The organism is Vreelandella alkaliphila (assembly GCF_016107625.1).
Lineage (GTDB): Bacteria > Pseudomonadota > Gammaproteobacteria > Pseudomonadales > Halomonadaceae > Vreelandella > Vreelandella alkaliphila.
In genome coordinates this window covers 218,436-240,958 of the sequence record NZ_JABASV010000004.1, presented here as the reverse complement: position 1 = coordinate 240,958, position 22,523 = coordinate 218,436, and the positions used below count along the sequence as shown (strand labels likewise).

At 53.4% G+C, this 22,523-nt stretch carries 20 protein-coding genes; 12 read left to right on the top strand and 8 right to left on the bottom strand.

The window, feature by feature from the left end:
• Positions 1-2: 2 nt before the first annotated feature.
• The 4 genes from JFC11_RS08205 to cysN all read left to right on the top strand — a co-directional run bounded on the left by JFC11_RS08205 (position 3) and on the right by cysN (position 3,770).
• Positions 3-449, top strand: coding sequence for a DUF1249 domain-containing protein (locus JFC11_RS08205; protein WP_009721899.1), 447 nt, complete (start codon positions 3-5; stop codon positions 447-449).
• Entirely contained in the window at positions 449-1,180 is a 732-nt protein-coding gene (locus JFC11_RS08200) for a phosphodiesterase (RefSeq protein WP_198349155.1), read from the top strand. The genes JFC11_RS08205 and JFC11_RS08200 overlap by 1 nt, the downstream gene beginning before the upstream one ends.
• A gap of 178 nt (positions 1,181-1,358) precedes the next feature.
• Complete coding sequence (cysD, locus tag JFC11_RS08195; RefSeq protein ID WP_089037579.1) at positions 1,359-2,318, top strand: sulfate adenylyltransferase subunit CysD; 960 nt, start codon at positions 1,359-1,361, stop codon at positions 2,316-2,318.
• A gap of 12 nt (positions 2,319-2,330) precedes the next feature.
• Positions 2,331-3,770, top strand: coding sequence for a sulfate adenylyltransferase subunit CysN (gene cysN / locus JFC11_RS08190; RefSeq protein ID WP_198349154.1), 1,440 nt, complete (start codon positions 2,331-2,333; stop codon positions 3,768-3,770).
• A gap of 111 nt (positions 3,771-3,881) precedes the next feature.
• Here cysN and JFC11_RS08185 read toward each other — a convergent pair whose 3' ends face one another.
• From JFC11_RS08185 to JFC11_RS08175, 3 genes are read right to left on the bottom strand one after another with little or no spacing between them, the layout of a single operon-like run.
• Positions 3,882-4,724, bottom strand: coding sequence for an ABC transporter substrate-binding protein (locus JFC11_RS08185; RefSeq protein ID WP_198349153.1), 843 nt, complete (start codon positions 4,722-4,724; stop codon positions 3,882-3,884).
• Positions 4,725-4,740: 16 nt separating this feature from the next.
• Positions 4,741-5,487, bottom strand: coding sequence for an ATP-binding cassette domain-containing protein (locus JFC11_RS08180; protein ID WP_198349152.1), 747 nt, complete (start codon positions 5,485-5,487; stop codon positions 4,741-4,743).
• The gene (locus JFC11_RS08175) at positions 5,484-6,188 is read right to left on the bottom strand and encodes an ABC transporter permease (protein WP_193068147.1); all 705 of its coding nucleotides are present in this window, start codon (positions 6,186-6,188) and stop codon (positions 5,484-5,486) included. The genes JFC11_RS08180 and JFC11_RS08175 overlap by 4 nt, the downstream gene beginning before the upstream one ends.
• Before the next feature lie 163 nt (positions 6,189-6,351).
• Here JFC11_RS08175 and JFC11_RS08170 point away from each other — a divergent pair, with 163 nt between their 5' ends.
• The 3 genes from JFC11_RS08170 to JFC11_RS08160 all read left to right on the top strand — a co-directional run bounded on the left by JFC11_RS08170 (position 6,352) and on the right by JFC11_RS08160 (position 9,291).
• Positions 6,352-7,239, top strand: a complete 888-nt coding sequence (locus JFC11_RS08170) for a helix-turn-helix transcriptional regulator (protein ID WP_232482825.1) — start codon at positions 6,352-6,354, stop codon at positions 7,237-7,239.
• A gap of 163 nt (positions 7,240-7,402) precedes the next feature.
• Positions 7,403-8,521: an App1 family protein gene (locus tag JFC11_RS08165; protein WP_038485704.1), complete on the top strand. Its 1,119-nt coding sequence runs from the start codon at positions 7,403-7,405 to the stop codon at positions 8,519-8,521.
• A gap of 95 nt (positions 8,522-8,616) precedes the next feature.
• On the top strand, positions 8,617-9,291 hold the full coding sequence (locus JFC11_RS08160) for a zinc metallopeptidase (protein ID WP_193061248.1): 675 nt from the start codon (positions 8,617-8,619) through the stop codon (positions 9,289-9,291).
• 93 nt (positions 9,292-9,384) lie between these two features.
• On the opposite strand, the gene JFC11_RS08155 is transcribed toward JFC11_RS08160, so the two are convergent.
• The 3 genes from JFC11_RS08155 to cmoA form a co-directional block, all read right to left on the bottom strand.
• Positions 9,385-9,633 (bottom strand): GlsB/YeaQ/YmgE family stress response membrane protein, encoded by a 249-nt coding sequence (locus tag JFC11_RS08155; RefSeq protein ID WP_038485698.1) that lies wholly within the window; start codon positions 9,631-9,633, stop codon positions 9,385-9,387.
• Between the two features lie 122 nt (positions 9,634-9,755).
• Positions 9,756-10,763 (bottom strand): tRNA 5-methoxyuridine(34)/uridine 5-oxyacetic acid(34) synthase CmoB, encoded by a 1,008-nt coding sequence (cmoB, locus tag JFC11_RS08150; RefSeq protein WP_198349151.1) that lies wholly within the window; start codon positions 10,761-10,763, stop codon positions 9,756-9,758.
• Position 10,764: 1 nt separating this feature from the next.
• Positions 10,765-11,508 (bottom strand): carboxy-S-adenosyl-L-methionine synthase CmoA, encoded by a 744-nt coding sequence (gene cmoA / locus JFC11_RS08145; protein ID WP_038485692.1) that lies wholly within the window; start codon positions 11,506-11,508, stop codon positions 10,765-10,767.
• Between the two features lie 114 nt (positions 11,509-11,622).
• Here cmoA and pgi point away from each other — a divergent pair, with 114 nt between their 5' ends.
• The 5 genes from pgi (at position 11,623) to serB (ending at position 21,110) form a co-directional block, all read left to right on the top strand.
• Positions 11,623-13,317, top strand: coding sequence for a glucose-6-phosphate isomerase (gene pgi, locus JFC11_RS08140; RefSeq protein WP_038485689.1), 1,695 nt, complete (start codon positions 11,623-11,625; stop codon positions 13,315-13,317).
• Positions 13,318-13,486: 169 nt separating this feature from the next.
• Positions 13,487-15,382: a DNA topoisomerase IV subunit B gene (gene parE, locus JFC11_RS08135; protein ID WP_198349150.1), complete on the top strand. Its 1,896-nt coding sequence runs from the start codon at positions 13,487-13,489 to the stop codon at positions 15,380-15,382.
• A gap of 221 nt (positions 15,383-15,603) precedes the next feature.
• Positions 15,604-17,571, top strand: a complete 1,968-nt coding sequence (locus JFC11_RS08130) for a methyl-accepting chemotaxis protein (protein WP_120386745.1) — start codon at positions 15,604-15,606, stop codon at positions 17,569-17,571.
• A 74-nt stretch (positions 17,572-17,645) separates the two neighbouring features.
• Entirely contained in the window at positions 17,646-19,901 is a 2,256-nt protein-coding gene (parC, locus tag JFC11_RS08125) for a DNA topoisomerase IV subunit A (RefSeq protein WP_232482824.1), read from the top strand.
• Between the two features lie 3 nt (positions 19,902-19,904).
• Positions 19,905-21,110 carry a phosphoserine phosphatase SerB gene (gene serB, locus JFC11_RS08120; RefSeq protein WP_038485677.1) on the top strand — a complete coding sequence of 402 codons (1,206 nt, stop codon included), beginning with the start codon at positions 19,905-19,907 and terminating at the stop codon, positions 21,108-21,110.
• A gap of 49 nt (positions 21,111-21,159) precedes the next feature.
• Here the strand turns inward: serB and JFC11_RS08115 are convergent, their stop codons facing one another.
• Positions 21,160-21,993, bottom strand: a complete 834-nt coding sequence (locus JFC11_RS08115; RefSeq protein ID WP_319618642.1) for a DUF6694 family lipoprotein — start codon at positions 21,991-21,993, stop codon at positions 21,160-21,162.
• A 143-nt stretch (positions 21,994-22,136) separates the two neighbouring features.
• A complete protein-coding gene (locus tag JFC11_RS08110; RefSeq protein ID WP_038485670.1) occupies positions 22,137-22,523 on the bottom strand; it encodes a Na+/H+ antiporter subunit G in 387 nt (128 codons plus the stop codon).

Genomic DNA, 22,523 nt, shown 5'->3' with positions numbered 1-22,523 from the left:
ACATGGCTAGAACCGCCTATGTCACCGATTTAAAGTCCCTGCAGGGCGAGTGTAGCGCCAACTATATGCGCATGCTTCGTTTGGTAGGTGATATGGAAAGTGGCCAGCGACGTGATATCGCGCTGCATGGCGATGACCAGCATTTCGGCGATTTACATCTTAAGATTCTGGAGCAGGCGCCCTATACCACGATGGTGGAAGTGACCCAGAGTGGGCCGCTAGATGCGGTTATTGAAGGCCCCAGAATGCGTGTCCATCTCTACCATGATGTACGTATGGCAGAAGTGACTGATTTTCAGCGTGAGCGCCACTTTAGTGGTCGCTATCGTTACCCGAATGCCAGAATGCACCAGCCAGATGAGAAGCTGCAACTGAATCGCTTTCTAGGTGAGTGGCTGGCGCATGGCTTAGCCCATGGTCATGCCTATGATATGCCGGAGTTACCCTGATGCGGCTGGTTCAGATTACCGATTCGCACCTGCATGCCGATAAGGCGGCTCGCTCACGAGCAGGAATTCCGTGGCAGCAGTTTGAGCGTGTGCTGGAAGCAGTGATTGCTGAGCGGCCCGACATCGTCGTATTTAGCGGTGATGTAAGCCAAGATGAAACGGCTGCCTCTTACGCGTTGGCATGCCAAGCGCTGGCATCATTGCCGTGCCCATGGTTCTGGATTCCTGGCAATCACGATCAGTTGGCATTCATGCAAGCGGAGCACCCGCTGGTGGAGGAAGTCGACCTGGTCCAATGGCGATTATTGCTGTTGGATACCCATGTGGAAGGCCATCCGCATGGCGAATTGGGCGCTGAGCGCTTAAATGCATTGGCTGAGCGCCTAGAAGATGATCGCCCTACCTTGATTGTGATGCATCATCCCCCCGTTGATGTGGGCGCTGTGTGGATGGACGCTATTGGCCTTCAAGATCGCGATGCGTTTTGGCAACTGTTAAACCGCCACCCTCAGGTTCAGATCATCCTGTTTGGTCATGCCCACCAAGCCTATGCCCAGTCGCACCGTATCGCGGATGGCAAGATTGACGTATATGGTTGTCCTGCCATCGCAGACCAGTTCTTACCCGGCGCTGAGCAGTTTGCGATTGATGAAGCGTCTCGACCCGGCTATCGAATCATTGACCTGCATGGCAGTGATTGGCAGACCTGGATTGAGCGTGTCGTCGTATAGTCTGTGCCTGTGATGACACTGTTAGGCAATAAAGATATAAAAAGATAGTTATTAATTCTTTTGGGTTATTATTGACTCGGCGTTACCCTATCCTCAAATAACCGTCTTTCGGCAACATTGCCGTTAGTCGGAAAATAGCGTTTGCACGTGCAAGCACCGTTTTATGAGGGAGTAGGTAATGAACCAGTTTTCTGCGCCGTCAGCGTCCCAGCGTGAGGTGTCTGCCACACCCGACGCGGCACGTTTGACCCATCTAAAGCAGCTAGAAGCTGAATCGATACATATTATCCGGGAAGTTGCCGCTGAGTTTAGTAACCCGGTCATGATGTACTCCATCGGTAAAGACTCCTCGGTAATGCTGCACTTGGCGCGCAAAGCCTTCTACCCGGGGACACCGCCATTCCCGTTGATGCATGTGGACACCACCTGGAAGTTTCGTGAAATGATCGAGTTTCGTAACCGCATGGCAGAAGAAGCGGGGATGGAGCTGATTGTGCATACCAATGAAGAGGGGCGGGCTGCCAATATCAACCCCTTCGACCACGGTAGTGCGAAATATACCGACATCATGAAAACTCAGGCGCTCAAGCAAGCGCTGGATAAGCATGGCTTTGATGCGGCTTTCGGTGGCGCACGGCGTGATGAGGAAGCCTCGCGCGCTAAAGAGCGTGTCTACTCCTTCCGCGATAAATACCACCGCTGGGATCCGAAGAGCCAGCGCCCTGAGCTTTGGAATGTGTATAACGCCAACGTTAACAAGGGCGAGTCAATTCGCGTCTTCCCACTTTCGAATTGGACCGAGCTGGATATCTGGCAGTACATCTATCTTGAGTCGATTCCGATTGTGCCACTTTACTACGCCGCCAAGCGGCCTGTGGTTGAGCGTGATGGCATGCAGGTTATGGTTGACGATGATCGCTTGCCCCTGGCACCAGATGAAGTGCCCGAAGAGAAGTTTGTGCGCTTCAGAACGCTGGGCTGTTACCCACTGACCGGTGCGGTGGAATCAACGGCTGCTACACTGCCCGAGATTATTCAAGAGATGCTGTTGACCAAAACCAGCGAGCGTAGTGGCCGTGCCATTGATCGTGACCAGGTCGGTTCGATGGAGAAGAAAAAGCGCGAAGGCTATTTTTAAGGAGTAGGTCTAATGGCTCATCAATCCAATTTAATTGCTGACAATATCGAGCAGTACCTTCACGAGCACGAAAACAAAGACCTGCTGCGCTTTATTACCTGCGGCAGTGTTGATGACGGCAAATCTACGCTGATCGGGCGACTGCTGCACGACTCTAAAATGATCTTTGAAGATCAACTGGCGGCAATTACCCAAGCGTCAAAAACCAGTGGCACTACCGGTGACACAGTTGATTTGGCGCTGTTGGTAGATGGTTTGCAGTCAGAGCGAGAACAGGGCATTACCATCGATGTTGCTTATCGCTTTTTCTCCACCGAAAAGCGTAAGTTCATCATTGCGGATACCCCAGGGCATGAGCAGTACACCCGAAATATGGCCACGGGCGCTTCAACAGCCAGCTTGGCGATTATTTTGATTGATGCCCGTTATGGTGTGCAGACCCAAACTCGTCGTCATAGCTTTATTGCCGATTTGCTGGGTATTCAGCACTTGGTGATTGCAGTAAACAAAATGGATTTGGTGGAGTTCTCCGAGCAGCGCTTCCACGAGATTGTTGATGAGTACCGCGCGTTTGCCACCAACCTTAGCGCGCCGGATATTCGCTTTGTACCAATGTCGGCTCTCAACGGCGACAACGTCGTCAACCCAAGTGATCAGACGCCTTGGTATTTCGGCACGGATTATGAAGGTAAAACGCTGATTGAGCTGCTGGAAAGTGTCGAAATCAGTCGTGACCAAAACCTCACTGATTTACGTTTGCCGGTACAGTACGTTAATCGCCCGAATCTGGATTTTCGCGGTTATTGCGGCACATTAGCGGCAGGTATTCTACACCCAGGCCAGGAAGTAAAAGCGCTGCCATCGGGTAAAACGTCACGGGTTGAGCGAATTGTGACGTTTGACGGCGACTTAAGCGCCGCTTATCCAGGCCAAGCAATAACTGTCACCCTGGAAGATGAGATTGATATTTCCCGCGGTGATTGGATTGTCAGTGCCGACGCCGACTTACCGCTTTCTAATGCGTTCATGGCGGATATTGTATGGATGCATGAAGATGCACTGGCGCCGGGAAAACTGTATGACTTTAAGCTCGCCACCCGAGATCTATCTGGGCAGGTAAGTGCCATCGAGTACCAGATTGACGTTAATACACTTGAAAGACACGCCATTGATTTGCTGGGGTTAAACGCGATTGCTTGCTGTGAGGTAGAGTTAACAGCCGCAATTCCAGTGGATGACTATCGCACCAGCCCTGGTACTGGTAGCTTTATCATCATCGACAGACTGACCAACGTAACGGTTGGCGCTGGCATGATTCGCGAGACAGCCGATGCCCGCGAGCAGGTCAGTGGCGCTACTGATTGGGCAGCCTTTGAGCGTGATTTGAACGCGCTGGTGCGTAAGCATTTTCCGCACTGGGAAGCGAAGGATGTGCGCGACTTGCTGCGTTAACAGGTACTGTTAGTAGGTACTGTTAGTAGGTACTGGTAGCAGGTACGTGAGCTGAATCAAAAAGCCGCCTTGGTCATTGAGATCAAGGCGGCTTTTACGTAAGGAGCAGCGCTACTGTGTGTTAGACGAAGACTGCGCGTTAGGGAAAAATAGCTGTTGGCCGTTGACAGTAAAATCGGCAATCGCTTGCTGTCCTTCTTCAGACACCAGCCACTGGTGCCACTGGGCCGCTAAATCATGCTTCAAGTGCGGGTGTCGCTGTTCAGAAAGCAGCAGAGTGCCGTACTGATTAAACAGCGCATCGTCGCCTTCAAATAACAGTGTTAAGTCTTGCGGGTTTTCAAACGCTACCCAAGTCGCGCGGTCAGTGAATGTGTAGGCGTTCATCCCTGCTGCGGTGTTTAGGGTTGGGCCCATACCGCTGCCTAACTCGCGATACCATTCACCTTGAGGGGTCACCTCTGCATCTTCCCATAAACGCAGTTCGGCACGGTTGGTGCCACTATCATCTCCACGGGATGCAAAGGGCGATTCGCTTTCCGCGATACGTGCAAACGCCTCGGCGACGTTGGCACTACTGCTAATGTCTGCAGGGTCATCGCTGGGCCCGACAATCACAAAGTCGTTATACATGACGTCCAGGCGCTCGCTGGCGTAGCCATCGGCGACAAACTGCTCTTCGCCCGCCGTGTCATGCACCAGCAGGCTATCGGCATCTCCTCGGCGGGCAATCTCAAACGCTTGTCCTGTTCCTACAGCGACCACACGCACATCAATGCCAGTGGCATCGGTGAAGGTAGGAATAATCGCGTCAAATAGCCCTGAGTTTTCAGTGGAAGTGGTTGACGCTAAGGTGATGAAATCATCGTTAGCGAGCAGTGAGGCACTCCACGAGAGGCCTACTAATCCTGAGGTTAATAAGCTAGCGGTAGCCAACGTTGTGGTTTTTTTCATAGGGTTTCTCCTGGGGTTACCAAACAAGTTCGCCGCGAATAAAGGCTCCCGCTTGTGTGGAAGCTGGCGTGTCAAAAAAGTGTTGGGCCTGTGTGTGCTCTAGCACTTGACCGCTATACATAAACACCACCTCATCAGCCAGGCGGCGTGCTTGATGCAGGTCGTGGGTCGTCATAATGATGCGGGTGCCGTTCTGGTGAAATTCATTTACCGCATCTTCAACCGCTTTGATAGCAGCAGGGTCTAGAGCAGATGTAGGCTCATCTAAAAACAGCACGGCAGGGTTAAGTAACCAGGCACGAGCAAGCGCAAGGCGCTGCTGTTCGCCGCCGGAGAGCACCCGGGCAGGACGCTTGGCAAGCGCGACTAAGCCAAATTTTTCGAGTGCCTGCTGGGCCATGTGCTTGCGCTGCCGACGTGGCACTCCGCTAACTGCCTGGGCATAGGTCAAATTATCGATTGCCGAGCGGCGCAGTAGCACCGGGCGCTGGAACACCATGGCTTGGGCAGGCGGCTCTTCCTGCCAACTAATGTGGCCACTACTGGGGGTGAGCAGGCCGTGGGCCAAACGCATTAACAGGCTCTTTCCTGCACCGTTGGGACCCATAATAAGTGTGCGCTGGCAGCCTGAGAGTGTCAGCGTGGTGGGGGCGAGTAAACGATGGCCGCGATGCTCAAAACTGACCTGATCAAAATGCAGCGAAGGCACGGTCGTCATAAGAGACTGGGGGAAACTCGCTGGTGGAAAAATAGACGCGTTCATCCTAACCGCCTTTTAGCCGTCTCACTGACCGTGTGAGCCAATGCATTAATCAGCGTTACAAGGCTAAGCAGCACGATGCCTAACCCCAGCGCGAGGGGGAGGTTGCCTTTGCTGGTTTCCAACACAATGCTTGTAGTCATTACGCGGGTGACGCCATCGATATTGCCACCGACAATCATCACTGCACCGACTTCAGCGCTAGCGCGGCCAAAGCCTGCGAGTATCACGGTTAAAAGTCCGAAACGTGCGTCCCACAGTAGAGTAGGCATCATCCGTAGCTGCTTCAGGCCAAGAGAGCGCAGCTGTTCGGCATACTCGTTATGCAGTGTCTCTACTTGCTGGCGAGTAAGCGCGGCAATAATCGGGAATACTAAAATGACTTGTGCAATCACCATGGCCGTTGGCGTAAACAGCAGCCCAAACTGACCTAGTGGCCCCGCGCGGGAAAGCAGTAGATAAACACATAGCCCAGCGACCACTGGGGGAAGACCCATGAGCGCGTTAAGCAGCACGATCAACGCGTTGCGGCCAGGGAAGCGCCAAAGAGCCAGCGCTGCGCCCAGTGGTAATGCCAGTGCACTAGCGAGCAGTACTGCAAGCAACGATACCTGCAGTGACAGCGTCACGATATCGATTAACCCCTGATCCATGCCCAGAATCAAGGCAAACGCTGTGTAAAAGGGGTTCTCACTTGGGGACATTGCTGTTCGCACCCTCATTTTTGTAATTCAGCATCGTTTTAACAACCGACATCATGTGAGTTCAATCACCTTAGGTGCATCAGCTAGCATAATGTACGCAAACTTGATGTAATGCACTTTAGCCTGAAATATATGCAGCTATATGCAGTAAAGTGCGAGGCGCATGAGCATGTTAAGGGAATTCCTCACCACGGCAGAGGTGGCCGACTACCTGCGCTTAAAAGAGCGAAAGGTGTATGACTTGGTGCGCCAGGGGCAGATACCTTGCAGCCGCGCTACCGGAAAATTGCTCTTTCCTCGTCAGCATATCGATATGTGGGTGCTTAGCCATTTAGAAGGTGACCAAGCGCTGCGTTCGCCGCTGCCGTTGATAGTGGCGGGTAGCCAAGATCCACTGTTGGAGTGGGCGGTTCGCGAAAGCGGTAGTGATTTGGCTTCACTGTGCCACGGCAGTGGCGATGGCCTGCGCCGTTTGATGGAAGGAAAAGCGATGCTGGCGGGTATTCACTTACTCAACTTTGAATCCGGGCGCTATAACGAGCCAGCGGCACTAGGGCTGGGGGGGGTGCGGGACTTAATCGTGCTGCATTGGGCGAAGCGTCAGCAAGGGTTGCTAGTGGCACCAGGAAATCCACTGGGCATTCAAACGCTTAATGATATTTCTCGGCAGAAGGCTACGCTTGCCCACCGTCAGCCTGATGCAGGTGCGGCTCAATTGCTGCGTTGCCTGCTACAGCGGTCAGCGATTGAACCGAATACACTAAATTTGGCAGCTAACGTTTCGTTGAGCGAAGATGATCTGGCCCTTTCCATTGCTCAAGGTGAAGCGGACGTTGGACTTGGGGTCGAAGCAGCAGCCCACCGTCAACACCTACACTTTATACCGCTAATTGAAGAATCATTTGACTTGGTGATGCACCGCCGAAGTTACTTCGAACCAGCGGTTCAGGCGCTTATCTCATTTACTCGCCAGGAGCGTTTTATCCAGCGGGCGGGGGCTTTGCAAGGCTATGACGTGAGCGGCTTGGGAGAAGTGTTGTACAACGCTTAGCAATATGGCTTTTGGCGGTTGAGGGACACCCGCCATTACGCCACACTGGTGACCGTTTAGCTATTTAACAGAGCCATCACAGGAAGTGAACAATGTTGGGAATGACGCAAAATATAGCGGTTGCCGATGACGTGGCTGAGTGTTTTTCGTGTGGGTGCCAATAATGGCGTGGTACCACCAGTGGGCAAGCTTTGCCAAGCGGTTGGCTCACGTGGTGGCACAGCCGATGAAGCGCGACAGCGGTCATGGGGGGATGATGGTGCACCCCTACCGTGGTTATGGTTCCCAGCAAGAGGTGTTTGTGATGGGGCGCGTGTTTCGTCAGGCCGCATTAGGTAGGGCGATACCTCGGCGAGGTATGTTGCGAGACACTGCAGATGTTGCTCGACGTATCTTTCGCCGCGGCCTCGCTAATGCCAAAGTGGATATACGCATTGGCGATAATCAGCTGTGTCTAACGACTGACCGCGACGGTTACTTTGACGCTCACTTGCCGATCAGTACTGCGTTACCGGTTGATGTTTCCTGGCATCGTGCCGATATCATGGTTCATGCTGACGGCCACCCGCCAATCCGGACCAGCGTCGAAGTTTACGTGCCGCCTCCCGAAGCAGACCTGTTGGTGATCAGTGATATTGACGACACCGTCATGTTCACTGGTGTCGCTGAAAAGCTCAAAATGCTGTATCGCTTGTTTGTCCGTAAGCCGCATCGACGCACGGCTTTTCCTGGGGTGGCATCGCTTTATCAGGCGCTGTATCGAGGGGAAACTGAGAAAGCTGAACGGCCTATTTTGTATGTTTCCAGAGGGCCTTGGGCAATCTATGAGATGTTGGAAACCTTCTTTCAACTCAATCGCATACCCGTCGGGCCCATTCTGTTTCTACGCGAGTGGGGGATTTCTCTGCGCCGCCCGTGGCCTCGGCGGGCCGAAGCGCACAAGCGTGATTTGATCGACCGCATGTTAGCGCTCTATCACGATATGCCCTGTATTTTGATTGGTGACAGCGGCCAGCACGACCCAGAGGTTTATACCGAGGTGGTGAAGGCATATCCGACGCGAATCAAAGCGATCTATATTCGTCGGGTTGATAAGGATCCTCAACGGGAAGAGGCGATTCAGCGTTTACGGGATGAACTTGCCCATACTGATTGTGAATTAGTACTCGCTGCTGACAGTATTTTGATCGCCGAACATGCCTACTCTAAAGGCGATATTTCTGCCAGAGGGCTGCAGGCTGTGCAGCGGGATGTAGACGCGCATCACCATGACCCTGAATAGTTGCAGGTGAGTGCGCCTATTTTGTGCTCATGGTAAAACTAAACACGGGTTAGCGGGTCGTTAATTTAGGCTCTTAATCAGCGGTGAGTGTGATCATGGTCATTGTGTTAATCGTATTGGCGCTGGCCATTTTTGTTCTGCCTAACCTATGGGCAAAATGGGTGTTGAAACGCCACACCCGTGGACGGGATGACTATCCGGGTACCGGCGCGGAGCTTGCCGAGCATCTGCTACGTCGTTTAGGTGTAGAAGGCGTGAGGGTAGAGCGTACCGAGTTTGGCGATCATTACGACCCGGAATCGCGCTGCGTACGTCTCACCCCGGACCACTATGATGGCCGTTCACTGACGGCGGTGACCGTAGCTGCCCACGAGGTCGGGCACGCTATTCAACACCATGAAGGCTACGCGCCTTTGCTAGCCCGAAGTCGTTTGGTTCAAGTAGCGCAAAAGGCAGAAAAGCTGGGCGCTATTTTAATGATGGCCGCACCGTTTCTGTTTGTGCTCACAAGACTGCCCGGTGGGCTGGCAGCGGTTATCGCCATGGCCGTTATTAGTTTTGGCACCGCCGCGCTGGTGCATCTAGTGACGCTGCCCGTTGAGTTCGATGCCAGCTTTAACCGTGCACTGCCACTGCTTAAAGAGTACGTGCCGCCCTATGACATGCCCGGCGCTCGCCATGTGCTTACCGCCTGCGCGTTCACCTACGTTGCTGCTTCGTTAGCCAGCGTGATGAACCTTGGCCGCTGGCTGGTGATTTTGCGGCGTTGAGATTGGCTAGAGCTTGGGAAGCCACGATGAGTAACAAAAAAGCCGCTCAACATTAGAGCGGCTTTTCAGCGTTATGCGTTGGATGCAGACAAATTACTTCTTAATCATCCGGTAACCAGCCAACAATACCAAAGCACCTACAATAGCGGTCACAAAACTTCCAAAGCTAAAGTCACCCATGGTGCCAAGCCCAACCAGTGAGCCAATCCAGCCACCGACAAAGGCGCCAGCAATACCGAGAAGAATGGTAACGATAAGGCCACCTGGATCTTTACCAGGCATAATCACTTTTGCAATAACACCGGCGATAAGACCGAATAGAATCCATGCTAAAAAACCCATCTTTACTCCTCGATGTTCTATTAGTGAGCACGTCATTATGAACTAGGTGATGACTGGCTGTGTAATTAAGAACTGTTTCATTAAGGCCTATACTGCTGAAAATACGACATAACGTATTCGTATTAGTTTCGGTTGGCGATAATCACCGCTCGACGTGGGGCGGGGTAGCCTTCAATGGTGCGGGTTGGGTCGCTGGGGTCGAGGAAATCCGCTAGCGATTGATAGGTCATCCACTCGGTTGAGCGCTGCTCGTCAAGTGTTGTTAGCGCTTCGTCGACCACTCGCACATTGGTAAAACCGCACCGTTCTAGCCAGTGGCATAGCGCTTTTGAAGAGGGCAGGAAGTAAACATTAGGCATCGCGGCGTAGCGTTCGCCGGGTACAAACACGCTTTGCTCATCGCCTTCCACCACTAGTGTTTCTAGCACCAGTTCACCGCCAGGGGCTAACGCCTCTTTTAGTTGCTGCAGATGCTCAAGTGGCGAAGGACGGTGGTAGAGCACGCCCATGGAAAATACCGTATCGAAAAATCCCAGCTTTTCCGGCACATCTTCAATGCCTACCGGTAGAAACTGCGTGCGGCCGCCGTCGGCATTGCCAACGAAGTGGCGCACCGCCTGAAACTGCCAATAAAAGCGTGGTGAAGGATCAATCACAAGCACAAAGGCTGCGCCTTCTCCGGCCATGCGCCAAGCGTGGTAGCCGCTGCCACCGCCAACATCCAATACCTTACGGTACTTTAGCGGCGCAAGATGCGGGGCAACTCTTTGCCATTTCCAGTCGGAGCGCCATTCGGTGTCGATATCAATGCCACCCAACCGAAAGGGGCCTTTGCGCCAGGGCGACAGTTTGCGCAGCAGGTTAAAACACTGGCGCTTTTGGCTATCACTCAAAGCGACATCAACGCTCACTGTATCGCTGGTAAGATCGACGTGGCGCTCTTCGGGTAGAGCAGGTAGTTTGGCAACTGCCTTCTCCCAGGCGGACAGGTCGCCATGGCGCTGGCGATCTAGCCCATTGGCCAGCTGTTCAGGCAGCTTGGCAAGCCAGGGTGTCAGTGTGGCATCCTGACTGGCTTGATCTAAAAATGCCTGATAAAGCGCGCGATGATCATCGGGTAACAGCGGCACCTTAATCCTCCTTGAAGGCGATCAGCGAGGTAAAGTTCAAGTACTGGAACCAAGTCATTGAGCGAGGAAAGCCCGCTAGGGCTAAGCGGCCATGTAAGGCATCAAGCGTGTCGGGAATCAGCACGTTTTCCAGCGCTGTGCGTTTTTGGCTGATTTCCATATCGCTGTAGCCATTGGCACGCTTGAAGTCATGGTAGCGCTCGACTCGCCATGCGTTATCCCGCTCATCGGCATCGATGGTTTTCTCCGATAAAATCAGTACGCCGCCCGGTTCAAGGGCATCGTAAAGCCGCTTCAGCAGCGCATCGCGATCGGCAGGGGGCAGAAACTGCAGCGTAAAATTAAGAATGATCATGCCGGAAGGTGCATACTCAAGCGTGCGTATGTCGGCCTCCTCGATCTGCATGGCATGGTCTGGGCACTCTTCTGAAAAGGTTTGCTTGGCCCTAGCCACCATGGCGGGTGAAAGATCCACACCGGTATAGCGAAAGGCATCGGCGGGAAGTGCACCCGCCAGTGCCAGGCCGGATGCGCCCAGCGAGCAACCTAGGTCGTAAACGTGAGCGCCATGGCGCAAATGGCGTTGGGCAATTAAGCTCAACATGCCGAGGATTTGCCCGTAACCGGGCACTGAACGGCGGATCATATCAGGGAAGCACGCAACGACCTGTTCGTCGAAGGAGAACCTTGCCACCTTATCTAAGGGTGTTGAAAAGATAGCGTCGCGGTAAGATGCATCACTCATGGGCAAGCCAGGATTATTAATGAGGCTGCGTAGTTTACGCGCCCTTGATACACCAGAACAGACCTGTTTATAACAGATTCCTGCTGCATGGAATGGCGCCACAGGAGAAGGCATATGGCTTCAGCAACACGCACAACCCCCGATACACTACCCGCATGGCAGACGTTGAAGCATCATGCTGACACGCTACAACAGGTACACTTAAAAAATTTGTTTGGTGATGATGACAGTCGCTGGTTGAACTTCACGCGCCAAGTGGCAGGTTTAACCTTGGATTTATCTAAACAGCGTTGGGATGATGACACCCTTGAACACTTGCTGGCGCTGGCGCATGAGGCGGGAATGCCTGGGGCGATTGATGCGCTGCTAAGCGGAAAGCGTGTCAACGTCAGTGAAAATCGCCCCGCACTACATACAGCTTTACGGTTACCTGCTGATGCCACGCTTGAAGTAGAAGGGGAAGATGTGGTGGCCGCTGTGCATGACAGCCTTGCCCAAATGGAGTGCTTGGTGCAGCGCTTACAGGCGGGGCAGTGGCGTGGTGCAACCGGTAAGCCGATCCGGCATGTGGTGAATTTAGGTGTCGGCGGCTCGGATCTTGGCCCGTTAATGGTCACCCATGCGCTGGCAGATTATCGCCCAAAAGAGGGGCACCCATTGGACGTGCACTTTGCGTCGACCATGGATGGCTCCCAGCTGGCGGATTATCTAAGTCGCTTTAATCCTGAAACAACCTTGTTTGTTTTATCGTCCAAGTCGTTTACCACTATCGACACGCTTTCCAATGCTAATACGGCCAAAGACTGGCTATTAGGAAAGCTTTCTGAGCATGGCGATCTTCCCAATGCCGCGCCATTAAGCGCAGAGTTAATTGTTCGCCAGCACTTCATTGGTGTGTCGGCGAGCCCTGAAAAGATGAGTGAGTGGGGTATTTCCTCAGATCACCAACTGATGTTCTGGGACTGGGTCGGCGGGCGTTACTCCTTGTGGGGCACCATCGGCCTCCCGATTGCGCTCGTCGTAGGTATGGATAACTTCCGTGAACTGTTGGCGGGTGCCCATGCAATGGACTGCCACTTCCGTGATGCACCGATGGAAGAAAACCTGCCAGTACTGCTGGGGTTAGCTGGTATCTGGAACGTCAATTTCCTGGATATTCGTGCCCATTCGATACTGCCCTACGACGGACGCTTAGAGTACTTTGCTGCCTATCTTGAACAGCTTGAGATGGAGTCCAACGGTAAGTCGGTGACGCGCCAAGGCCAAGCGGTGAATTATTCAACGTGCCCAGTGCTTTGGGGGCAGCTTGGTCCCAATGCTCAACACGCCTTTTATCAGTTACTTCACCAGGGCACCCAGCCGGTCGTATGCGATTTTATAGCACCGCTGAAGCGCTACGATGAAGTGGAAGACCCAGATACACGTCGCCATTTAAAAGCACAGCACCGCCTAGCGCTGGCGAACTGCTTTGCTCAGTCACGAGTGCTGATGCTGGGGGATGACGCTCTAGAGGATGAAGGCCCTCGCCCAGAGCACAAGCGCTACCGTGGGAACCAGCCCTCTACAACGGTCCTGTTGGATAAGCTAACACCCTTTACGCTAGGGGCACTGATCGCCCTGTATGAGCACAAAGTGTTTGTACAGGCGGTTATTTGGGATATTAATCCGTTTGATCAGTGGGGCGTTGAGCTAGGTAAGAAAATTGCCACTGACACCCAGGCGATCATTGATGGAGGCGGTGATATTTCCCGTATGGATGCTTCCAGCCGCGGCCTGATTGAGGCGTTTTGGGCGGCAGAGCAGGAGTAGCACGCTATTCTGATTTTCATGGCTGGATATACAGCTTTTTGCTTTTCCGCTATCCTGTGCCCTTTTGTAAGCCGCCAAAGACTCGTTTCAATGAGTTTTGTTTCAGTACGCTTTGTTTCAAGTACTTAAGAGCGGCTGCTAGCGCTATTTTTTTAGGAACCGATGTTACATGACCCAGTTTGATGCCTCCCAGTACGGCGCGAGTTCCATCGAAGTCCTGTCAGGGCTCGAGCCGGTGCGTAAGCGTCCCGGTATGTACACCGACACCTCGCGGCCTAACCACCTCGCTCAAGAGGTTATCGATAATAGTGTCGATGAGGCCCTCGCAGGGCATGCATCGGCTATTAGCGTGGTGCTGCATTCCGATGGTGCCATCGAAGTGCAGGATAACGGCCGTGGCATGCCGATCGATTTGCACCCTGAACATGGCGTGTCGGGCGTCGAGCTAATCTTTACCAAGCTCCACTCGGGTGGCAAGTTTTCCTCCTCCAGCTATCGCTTCTCGGGCGGTTTGCATGGGGTTGGCGTGTCGGTGGTTAATGCCTTATCGCGCCGTTTAGATGTTGAAGTTACTCGTAATGGCGCGCGCCATGCCATGGCCTTTGAGTTTGGCGAAAAAGTCGAAGAGCTACACGAAATTGGTAAAGCGGCGAAAAAAGCGACGGGCACTCTCGTGCGTTTCTGGCCAGATGAGAGCTACTTTGACAGCCCAAAGCTTGCCCTTTCAAAGTTAAAGCACTTGTTACGTGCCAAGGCCGTACTGTGTCCTGGGCTGGCGGTTACGCTGATAGAGCCTGATGGCACCAAAACTGAATGGGCCTATGCCGATGGCTTAAAGGACTACCTAGCTGAAGCTACCGATGGCTATGAAGTGGTGCCGAATGAACCCTTTGTAGGCCATTTTAGCGATGACGAGCATGGCGTTGACTGGGCGATTCAGTGGTTGCCCGAAGGTGGCGACGCGTTGTTGGAAAGCTACGTGAACCTGATTCCCACGCCTCAGGGCGGCACGCATGTTAATGGCTTCCGTTCAGGATTGTTGGAAGCGCTGCGGGAGTTCTGCGAATACCGCAGCCTGTTGCCCCGCGGCATTAAGCTGACCGCCGATGATTTATGGGAGCGAGCCTCCTTTGTGCTTTCGGTTAAAATGCTTGATCCCCAGTTTGCCGGGCAGACCAAAGAGCGGCTCTCCTCACGCACGATTGCGGGCTTCGTGTCTGGGGTGTTGAAAGATGCTTTCTCGCTTTGGCTTAACCACCACATTGAACAGGCCGAACAGCTGGCCGAAATGGTGATCAGCGCCGCCCAACAGCGCCAGAAAAAGTCCAAAAAAGTCGCCCGTAAAAAGGTGACTTCTGGTCCCGCGTTGCCGGGCAAACTCGCCGACTGTTCCGGCCAGGATCCTGCCCTGAGTGAGCTGTTTTTAGTCGAAGGTGACTCGGCAGGTGGTAGCGCCAAACAAGCGCGCAACCGTGAAACTCAAGCCATTCTTCCGCTGCGCGGCAAAATCCTCAACACCTGGGAAGTCGATACCCACGATATCTATGGCTCTCAGGAAGTGCACGATATCGCCGTGGCGATTGGTGCCGACCCCGGCAGCGCAGATCTTGAAAAACTGCGCTACCACAAAATTTGTATCCTGGCGGATGCGGACTCCGATGGCCTGCACATTGCGACGCTGTTGTGCGCGCTGTTTGTAAAACACTTCCCCAGCCTGGTGGATGCCGGGCATGTGTTTGTCGCCATGCCGCCGCTTTACCGAATCGACTTAGGTAAAGAAGTGCACTATGCCCTGGATGAGAGCGAGAAAGCCGCCATTCTCAAGCAACTGGCGAAAAAGCGTGGCACGCCTAACGTTCAGCGCTTTAAAGGCTTGGGTGAAATGAGCCCGCTACAGCTGCGTGAGACCACTATGTCGGTAGAAACTCGTCGCCTAGTGCAGTTAACGCTGGAAGAGGGCGATGGCACGATGGAAATGATGGATATGTTGCTGGCCAAGAAACGCGCCGGTGACCGCAAAAAATGGCTAGAAGATTACGGCAATCTCGCTGATGTAGAGGTGTAGTTACAGAGATAGAAGCGTCATCAGTCTGGTTTTAATGACTGTTTTTGCGACTGTTTTCGCAACAGTTGCAAAGCCAGTTATAAAGACCGGAGGGGGGAGCCCAATCTGCTAGGCAAACGTTAACAGGCATTATTACAGTGCCATGCTATTTGGCCGATAGTTGAATAGGTAGCTTACATACTAAGACGCGTAAAAAAACGCTCATAGACAGGGGAATAGCTTTGTTCAACACAATCTCTCGGCAGTTAACGTTGTCTGCAGTGGTGCTCACACTACTAATGGCTGTCAGTATTTACGGCGTGATGGCATGGCGTGGTCAGCCGCTGGTGATCGATGCAAGTCAGTCATTGATTGAGCGTACGGGCGGCTCTATCGTGAATGCGCTGAATGGCCAGCTGGCTCGCGTCGAGGGGAATACCTCGAGCTTAGCGGCGTTGGCCGAGTCGCTTCCTCAAGATGAAGCGATTTACCGGCAAGCACTGCCCAATGTGGTCGATGATAACGGCAATATGACAATTGCCGGAGGCGGTATTTGGCCTGAGCCAGACGCATTTTCGCCGGGTGTCGAGCGCTTCAGTTTTTTCTGGGCACGTAATGCTCAGGGAGCGTTGGAGTTTCTGGATGACTACAACGCAAGCACTATTGCGCCATACCACGACGAAGCATGGTATAGCAGTGCTCGCGATGCGACGCCAGGGCAGTGCGTTTGGTCTGCCGCGTACCGCGACCCAGCGACAGGGGTTGCCATGGTGACCTGTAGTGTTCCGTATTATATCGATGACGCTTTTTCCGGAGTCGCCACCATTGATATGCAGCTAGGCGGCGTGGCCGAGTTTCTTGCAGAAAATGGCGGTGGTACAGGCGGTTACGCCTTTGTACTGGATAATGAGCGCAATGTCATTGACCTGCCGGGGGTAGAGCAAGCCTCTGATGAGATGAAAGGTTTAGCTGACGTTGCTCGTGATATGCCTTGGCTCCAGCCCGTTGTTACGGCGATAACTGCTGGCCAGGAACAAGCGAGTGTCGAAAGCGCAGGCGTGTTAGCAGAAGCTGCAGAGGTGCGCTTATTTGACATGCCACGTACGGGGTGGACGCTGGGGTTGGTAACCCCTAGCGAGCAAGTCACGGCTTTGGCACGCACGTTAACACGTGATCTACTGCTATTTATTGTTCCCTTGTTGGCACTCTTACTGGGGCTTGGGTGGTGGGGTGGGCGTATTTTGCTAGCGCAAATACGCAGCACTACGCGCCAAATCGATCAGCTGGGTCAGGATGACTCGAGTCGAGAGCTAACCATCTATCGCGAGGATGAGATTGGCGAACTGCGCCGTGCTGTTAATCGATACTCGGAGAAGCTACAGCGGCTATTTGGTGATGTGCGGAGCGTGGCCGATGCCATCGCCAGCGAGTCCACTGAAATCGCGGCAGGCAATACGGAGCTTTCTAGCCGAACAGAACAACAGGCGGCTTCTCTTCAGGAAACGTCATCAACGATGGAAGAGATGGCGGCTACGGTGAAACGAAACGCTGATAACGCTCAAGAGGCCGACCTACGGGCAAAAGAATCAGCAGATAAAGTAAAGCGTGGCGGCCAACAGGTATCGAGGCTGGCGCAGTCCATGGAAGCGATCAACGAAAGCTCTGTTGAAGTCGCTTCAATTGTTCAAGTAATCGAAAATATTGCTTTTCAAACCAATATATTAGCGCTGAATGCCTCGGTAGAAGCAGCGCGTGCGGGTGAGCACGGAAGAGGCTTTGCGGTGGTTGCCAGTGAAGTACGTGAGCTTGCCTCGCGCAGTGCTGCATCGGCCAGAAATATTAATGGGCTGATCAAAACCACGTCTGAGCAGATCGCGACGGGCAGCGGTTATGCTCAAGAAGCTGAGTCCGCTATGAAAGAGATTGTAGTTGCCATTGAGGAAGTAACGGCACGCATTAGCGAAATCAGCCAAGCTTCCAGCGAACAAACCAATGGCATTGACGAGATTAACAGTGCGGTAACGCAGATGGATACGGTGACCCAGCAGAATGCGGGCTTGGTTAGCCAGGCCGCAGGGGCTGCTAATGAACTGTCGTTACAGGCCCAGCGCTTAAAAGGCTTGCTGGACGAGTTTCACGGCGGTGCGCAAGCGGTATCCCAGGCTCCAGCACTGTCGAATGCATCGCATGAAAAGTATCAATTAACATAGCGTGCCATGCTAAGTGGCCGCGTGTCCGCTTATCAGCCGCCCCGACTGGGGCGGTTTTGTTGTTAAGGTAGGATATGATCGACATGGATATTCAAGTAGCAGAGGGTGACGTCGAACGGCTGTCCCTGCGCGATTACACCGAAAAAGCGTACCTCGACTACTCGATGTACGTCATTTTAGACCGCGCCTTGCCCAATATTGGCGATGGGATGAAACCTGTGCAGCGGCGTATTATTTACGCTATGCGTGAACTGGCGCTGCACGCCAATGCCAAGTACAAAAAGTCGGCGCGTACCGTCGGTGATGTGCTGGGTAAGTTTCACCCCCATGGCGACAGCGCGTGCTATGAAGCAATGGTGCTAATGGCCCAGTCGTTTAGCTATCGCTATCCGCTGGTGGATGGGCAAGGCAACTGGGGTAGTCCTGATGACCCCAAATCCTTTGCTGCCATGCGCTACACCGAAGCCAAGCTGTCTAAGTTTGCAGAAGTGCTGCTCAGCGAGTTAGGCCAGGGCAACGTGGACTGGACCCCCAACTTCGATGGCACGATGCAAGAGCCGGTAGTGCTTCCAGCGCGTTTGCCGCACGTGCTACTCAACGGCGGTACCGGCATCGCGGTTGGGATGGCAACCGATATTCCACCTCACAACGTGACTGAAGTGGTAGAGGCGACCTGTCACCTGTTGCGGAACCCGGAAGCGACCACTGTCGACCTGATGGAATTTGTACCGGCACCCGATTTCCCCACCGATGCCGAAATCATCACGCCGAAAGAAGACCTGCGCAAGCTCTACGAATCAGGCCGCGGTTCGGTCAAACTGCGCGCTCGCTATGTGCGCGAAGAGACCAACATCGTGATTACCGCTGTGCCTTATCAGGTCAGCGGTGCCAAAGTGTTAGAGCAGATCGCCGCGCAAATGCAGGCCAAAAAGCTGCCGATGGTAGCCGACCTGCGTGATGAGTCCACCCATGAAGAGCCTACTCGCCTGGTGATTGAGCCACGCTCTAACCGCGTGGATGTTGAATCGCTGATGGCGCACCTGTTCGCCACCACGGATTTAGAAAAGAATGTGCGGGTGAACATGAACGTGATCGGCCTGGATGGCCGCCCCCGTGTGATGCCGCTACCCGATATGCTGAGCGAGTGGCTGCGCTTTAGGCGAGCGACAGTGCGCCGCCGCTTAGAGCATCGTTTAGGTAAAGTCGAAGACCGTCTGCATATTCTTGAAGGCCTGCTGACGGCTTACCTCGACCTTGATGAAGTGATCCGTATTATTCGTGAAGAGGATGAGCCTAAGCCGGCATTGATCGCTGCGTTTGGTCTTTCTGAGCGGCAGGCAGAGGCGATCCTAGAGCTGCGATTGCGCCATCTTGCCAAGCTGGAAGAGATGAAAATTCGCGGCGAGCAGGATGAGCTGGAGAAAGAGCGCAAGTCGCTGCGAGGCTTGCTGGGTAGTGAAGCTAAGCTAACCACGTTAATTGAAAAAGAGATCCGCGCGGCGGGTAAAGAGCATGGTGATGCGCGTCGTTCGCCGCTGGTTGAGCGTAGTGAAGCAAAAGCGCTCTCTGAAGTAGAGTTGTTAGGCGCTGATCCGATTACCGTCGTGTTGTCGGAAAAAGGCTGGATTCGTGCGGCGAAAGGCCATGATATCGATCCGGAAGGGCTCTCCTATAAGGCCGGCGATAGTTTCCAACTGGCGGCTCGTGGTAAAACCAATCAACCCTTGGTGTTACTAGACGACACTGGCCGCGCTTATACCCTAGCGGCACATAACCTGCCTAGTGCCCGAGGCCAGGGTGAACCGGTTACCGGCCGTGTCAACGTATCGGCAGGTGCGCGCATGGCAGGGCTAATGCTGGCGCCACCCACCAAACGATACGTATTGGCCAGTGATGGTGGTTATGGTTTTGTCGCGCAGCTCGAGGCGCTGACAGGCAAAAATAAAGCCGGTAAAGCGGTACTGAGTGTTCCTAAAGGGTGCAGCGTTATGGCCCCAGTGGAAGTGCCGGAAGGCGAAGGCCATTGGGTTGCATCGGTTTCCAATGAAGGCAGGCTGCTGCTGTTTCCGTTAGACCAACTGCCAGAAATGGCCAAAGGGAAAGGCAATAAAATGCTCGATATTCCCGGCCCGCGTGCGGCTCGACGTGAAGAGTTTGTGCGCGATATTGCCGTTGTGGCAGAGGGTGGTGAACTCATTATTCATGCCGGTAAGCGTAAGCTAACCCTGAAAGCCGACGATCTCGCGTATTATCGTGGTGAACGCGGTAGGCGAGGCAGCAAACTGCCTCGCGGTTTCCAAAAAGTAGATTGTTTAGAGGCAGGGGAGTAAGTCATGGCAACACGTTATTTGATTCGTGCGACCGGGGTTGCACGCCCAGGGCAGTTAGCTGGCCTGGGTAATGCGTTGGCGGCTGGGCGTGCCCGGCTGTTGGATATTAATCAAAGCGTGACGTTTGGCATGCTCTCTTTGGAAATGTTGGTGGGGCTTGATCAGGACAGCGCTTTGGAAGCCGCTCTTAGTGAAGCAGGAGATACGCTAGGCTTAGACGTGCAGGCAATTGCAGTGAGTGGTGACGACTATCAGCGCTGGAGTGAGCAAGCCAGCCAACCAAGACTAATCTTAAGCCTGCTAGCCCCCAAGCTGCCTGCCGGCATATTAGCTGAAGTAGGATCGCTGACCGCAGAGTTTGGTCTCACTGTTGAGCTAATTCACCGTCTTTCAGGCCGCGAAGCGCTTGAAGGTGACTCGCCTGCTAACGGGGCTTGCGTTGAATGTTGGCTCAGAGGCAGTGATGTAGAGCTAGAAGCCCTACGCGAAAAGGCGCTCGCGCTAGGTGCCCAGCATGGTGTCGATATTGCTATTCAAGAAGATACTATCTGGCGTCGGCATCGTCGTTTAGTGTGTTTTGATATGGACTCGACGCTGATCAAGACTGAGGTGATTGACGAGCTCGCTCGCCGCCATGGGGTCGGAGATGAAGTCGCCGACGTGACCGAACGAGCGATGCGTGGCGAGCTGGATTTTCAAGAAAGCTTCCGCGAGCGTATGAGTAAACTAGCCGGTTTAGACGAGTCGGTCTTAAAAGAGATTGCTGCCGAGCTGCCATTAATGGACGGCGTTGAGCGGCTAATGGCGAACTTAAAGCGCTTTGGTTACCGCACGGTGATACTGTCTGGGGGCTTTACTTACTTTGCTCGCCATCTTCAGGAAAAGCTCGGTTTTGACGAAATCCACGCCAACGAGCTGGTCATTGAAAATGGCAAAGTGACCGGCGATGTGAAAGAACCGATTGTCGATGCGCAGCGCAAAGCCGACCTTTTAGAGCAAATTGCGTTACGTGAAGGTTTTACCTTAGAGCAGACCATTGCCGTTGGTGATGGTGCCAACGATCTGAAAATGCTGGCAAAAGCGGGGCTTGGTATTGCATTTCGCGCCAAGCCGATGGTTCGCGCACAAGCTCGTCAAGCAATTTCAACGTTGGGAATTGATGCGGTACTGTATTTAATTGGCTATCGGGAAGCAGATTTGATCGACTGACTGATAGCGCTACCAAGTGAACAGGCGGTGCCTTAGCACCGCCTTAGCCCTAGTTGGCAGTATGAGCGTTAACACCGCCATACTCCGCACGCAGGGCTTCTAGCTTAGCGACCTCATTTTCGCTAAGCGATGGTGAGTTCCAAAGTGGCTCACCTTGCGCGTTATTTATCCCCAGTAGCGTTAAGGTTAGCTGTGAATCGCGGGGAATCTGATCATTACCCCAGGGGCCGAAGCGGTTGGGGGCAAGACTCCATTGTGCGGTTTCACCGGGGGCTAGGCCGCCAGCAATAACATAGTAAAACGTTTCATCGACCCACGCTGTTTCGCGTCCTGGGCTGGTCAATACGCCATGTAAAAACAGTTCTGATACCTCTTGGTCAGAACCATTCGTTACCTGAAGATCAATGACAGGTTCGAATGCGCCATACGGGCTGGTACTGATGTAGTAATCGGCACTTTCAATGCTCACCTGGGCGCGCTGTTGTTGATCGTGTTCGGCCCGCGCTTGTTTGGTTTCTAGACGATCAAGCGTTTGCAGCGCCTGCTCGCGTTCGCGGGCACGGCGTTCGCGCAGCATTTTATCGGCGCGCTCTATAATCTCATCACCCGTTAGGCCATGCATGTAGGCATTCGCTGACTCGGCAATTTCGGCGGCATTCATACGTTGGGCATTGAGTAAATCGATGCCGCTAAACGATGACATGGCAATGATCGTTAATGCTTGATCAAACTCATCGCGCTTGTAGGCGGGGAGTGAGTCGCGCACTTTCTCAACCGAAACTACGGCGGCTGGCATTGAGCTTGTGTCTATTTTGGGGTCTGAGCAACCCGCTATCATCAACGTGGTTAATGACAGTGCCGACAATCTAAGCAGGCTCCACATATAATTACCTCAAAACAGGCTAACAAAACGCAAGGAGCTTACCGGAAAGTGTCGCTTCCCACTACTATCTCGCGTCGTTGACATATAAAAAGCGCTGGCGTTTCAGCCAGCGCTTAGCGATCAAGAACGGCTGTTCCTGCCTTTTAACCATGTCCCTTGTCGGGGTGCGGGACAGGTTTTTCACCGACTTCTTCTGAGCGGAGTTCTACCGGTTTGCCCTGGGTTTTATCTACGTGCTTGAGCTGCATGTGAAGACCCGTTTTGGCGAGCAAGTGAGCGCTAACCGGTGCGGTAATGAATAAAAACAGCGTGATTAGCAGTTCTTGTACGTCAGGCTTGCCATCGATACTCCAAAAGTAACCCATTGAGGCGACAAGCATGCAGCCTATGCCGAGTGTGGTGGCCTTGGTAGGGCCATGGAGGCGCATGTAGAAGTCTCTTAGGTGAGCGAGACCCAGTGAGCCGATAAAGACGAAAATACCGCCTGCTACCAGCAGTAGTGAAATCAGCGCTTCGACAAAAAACGACAT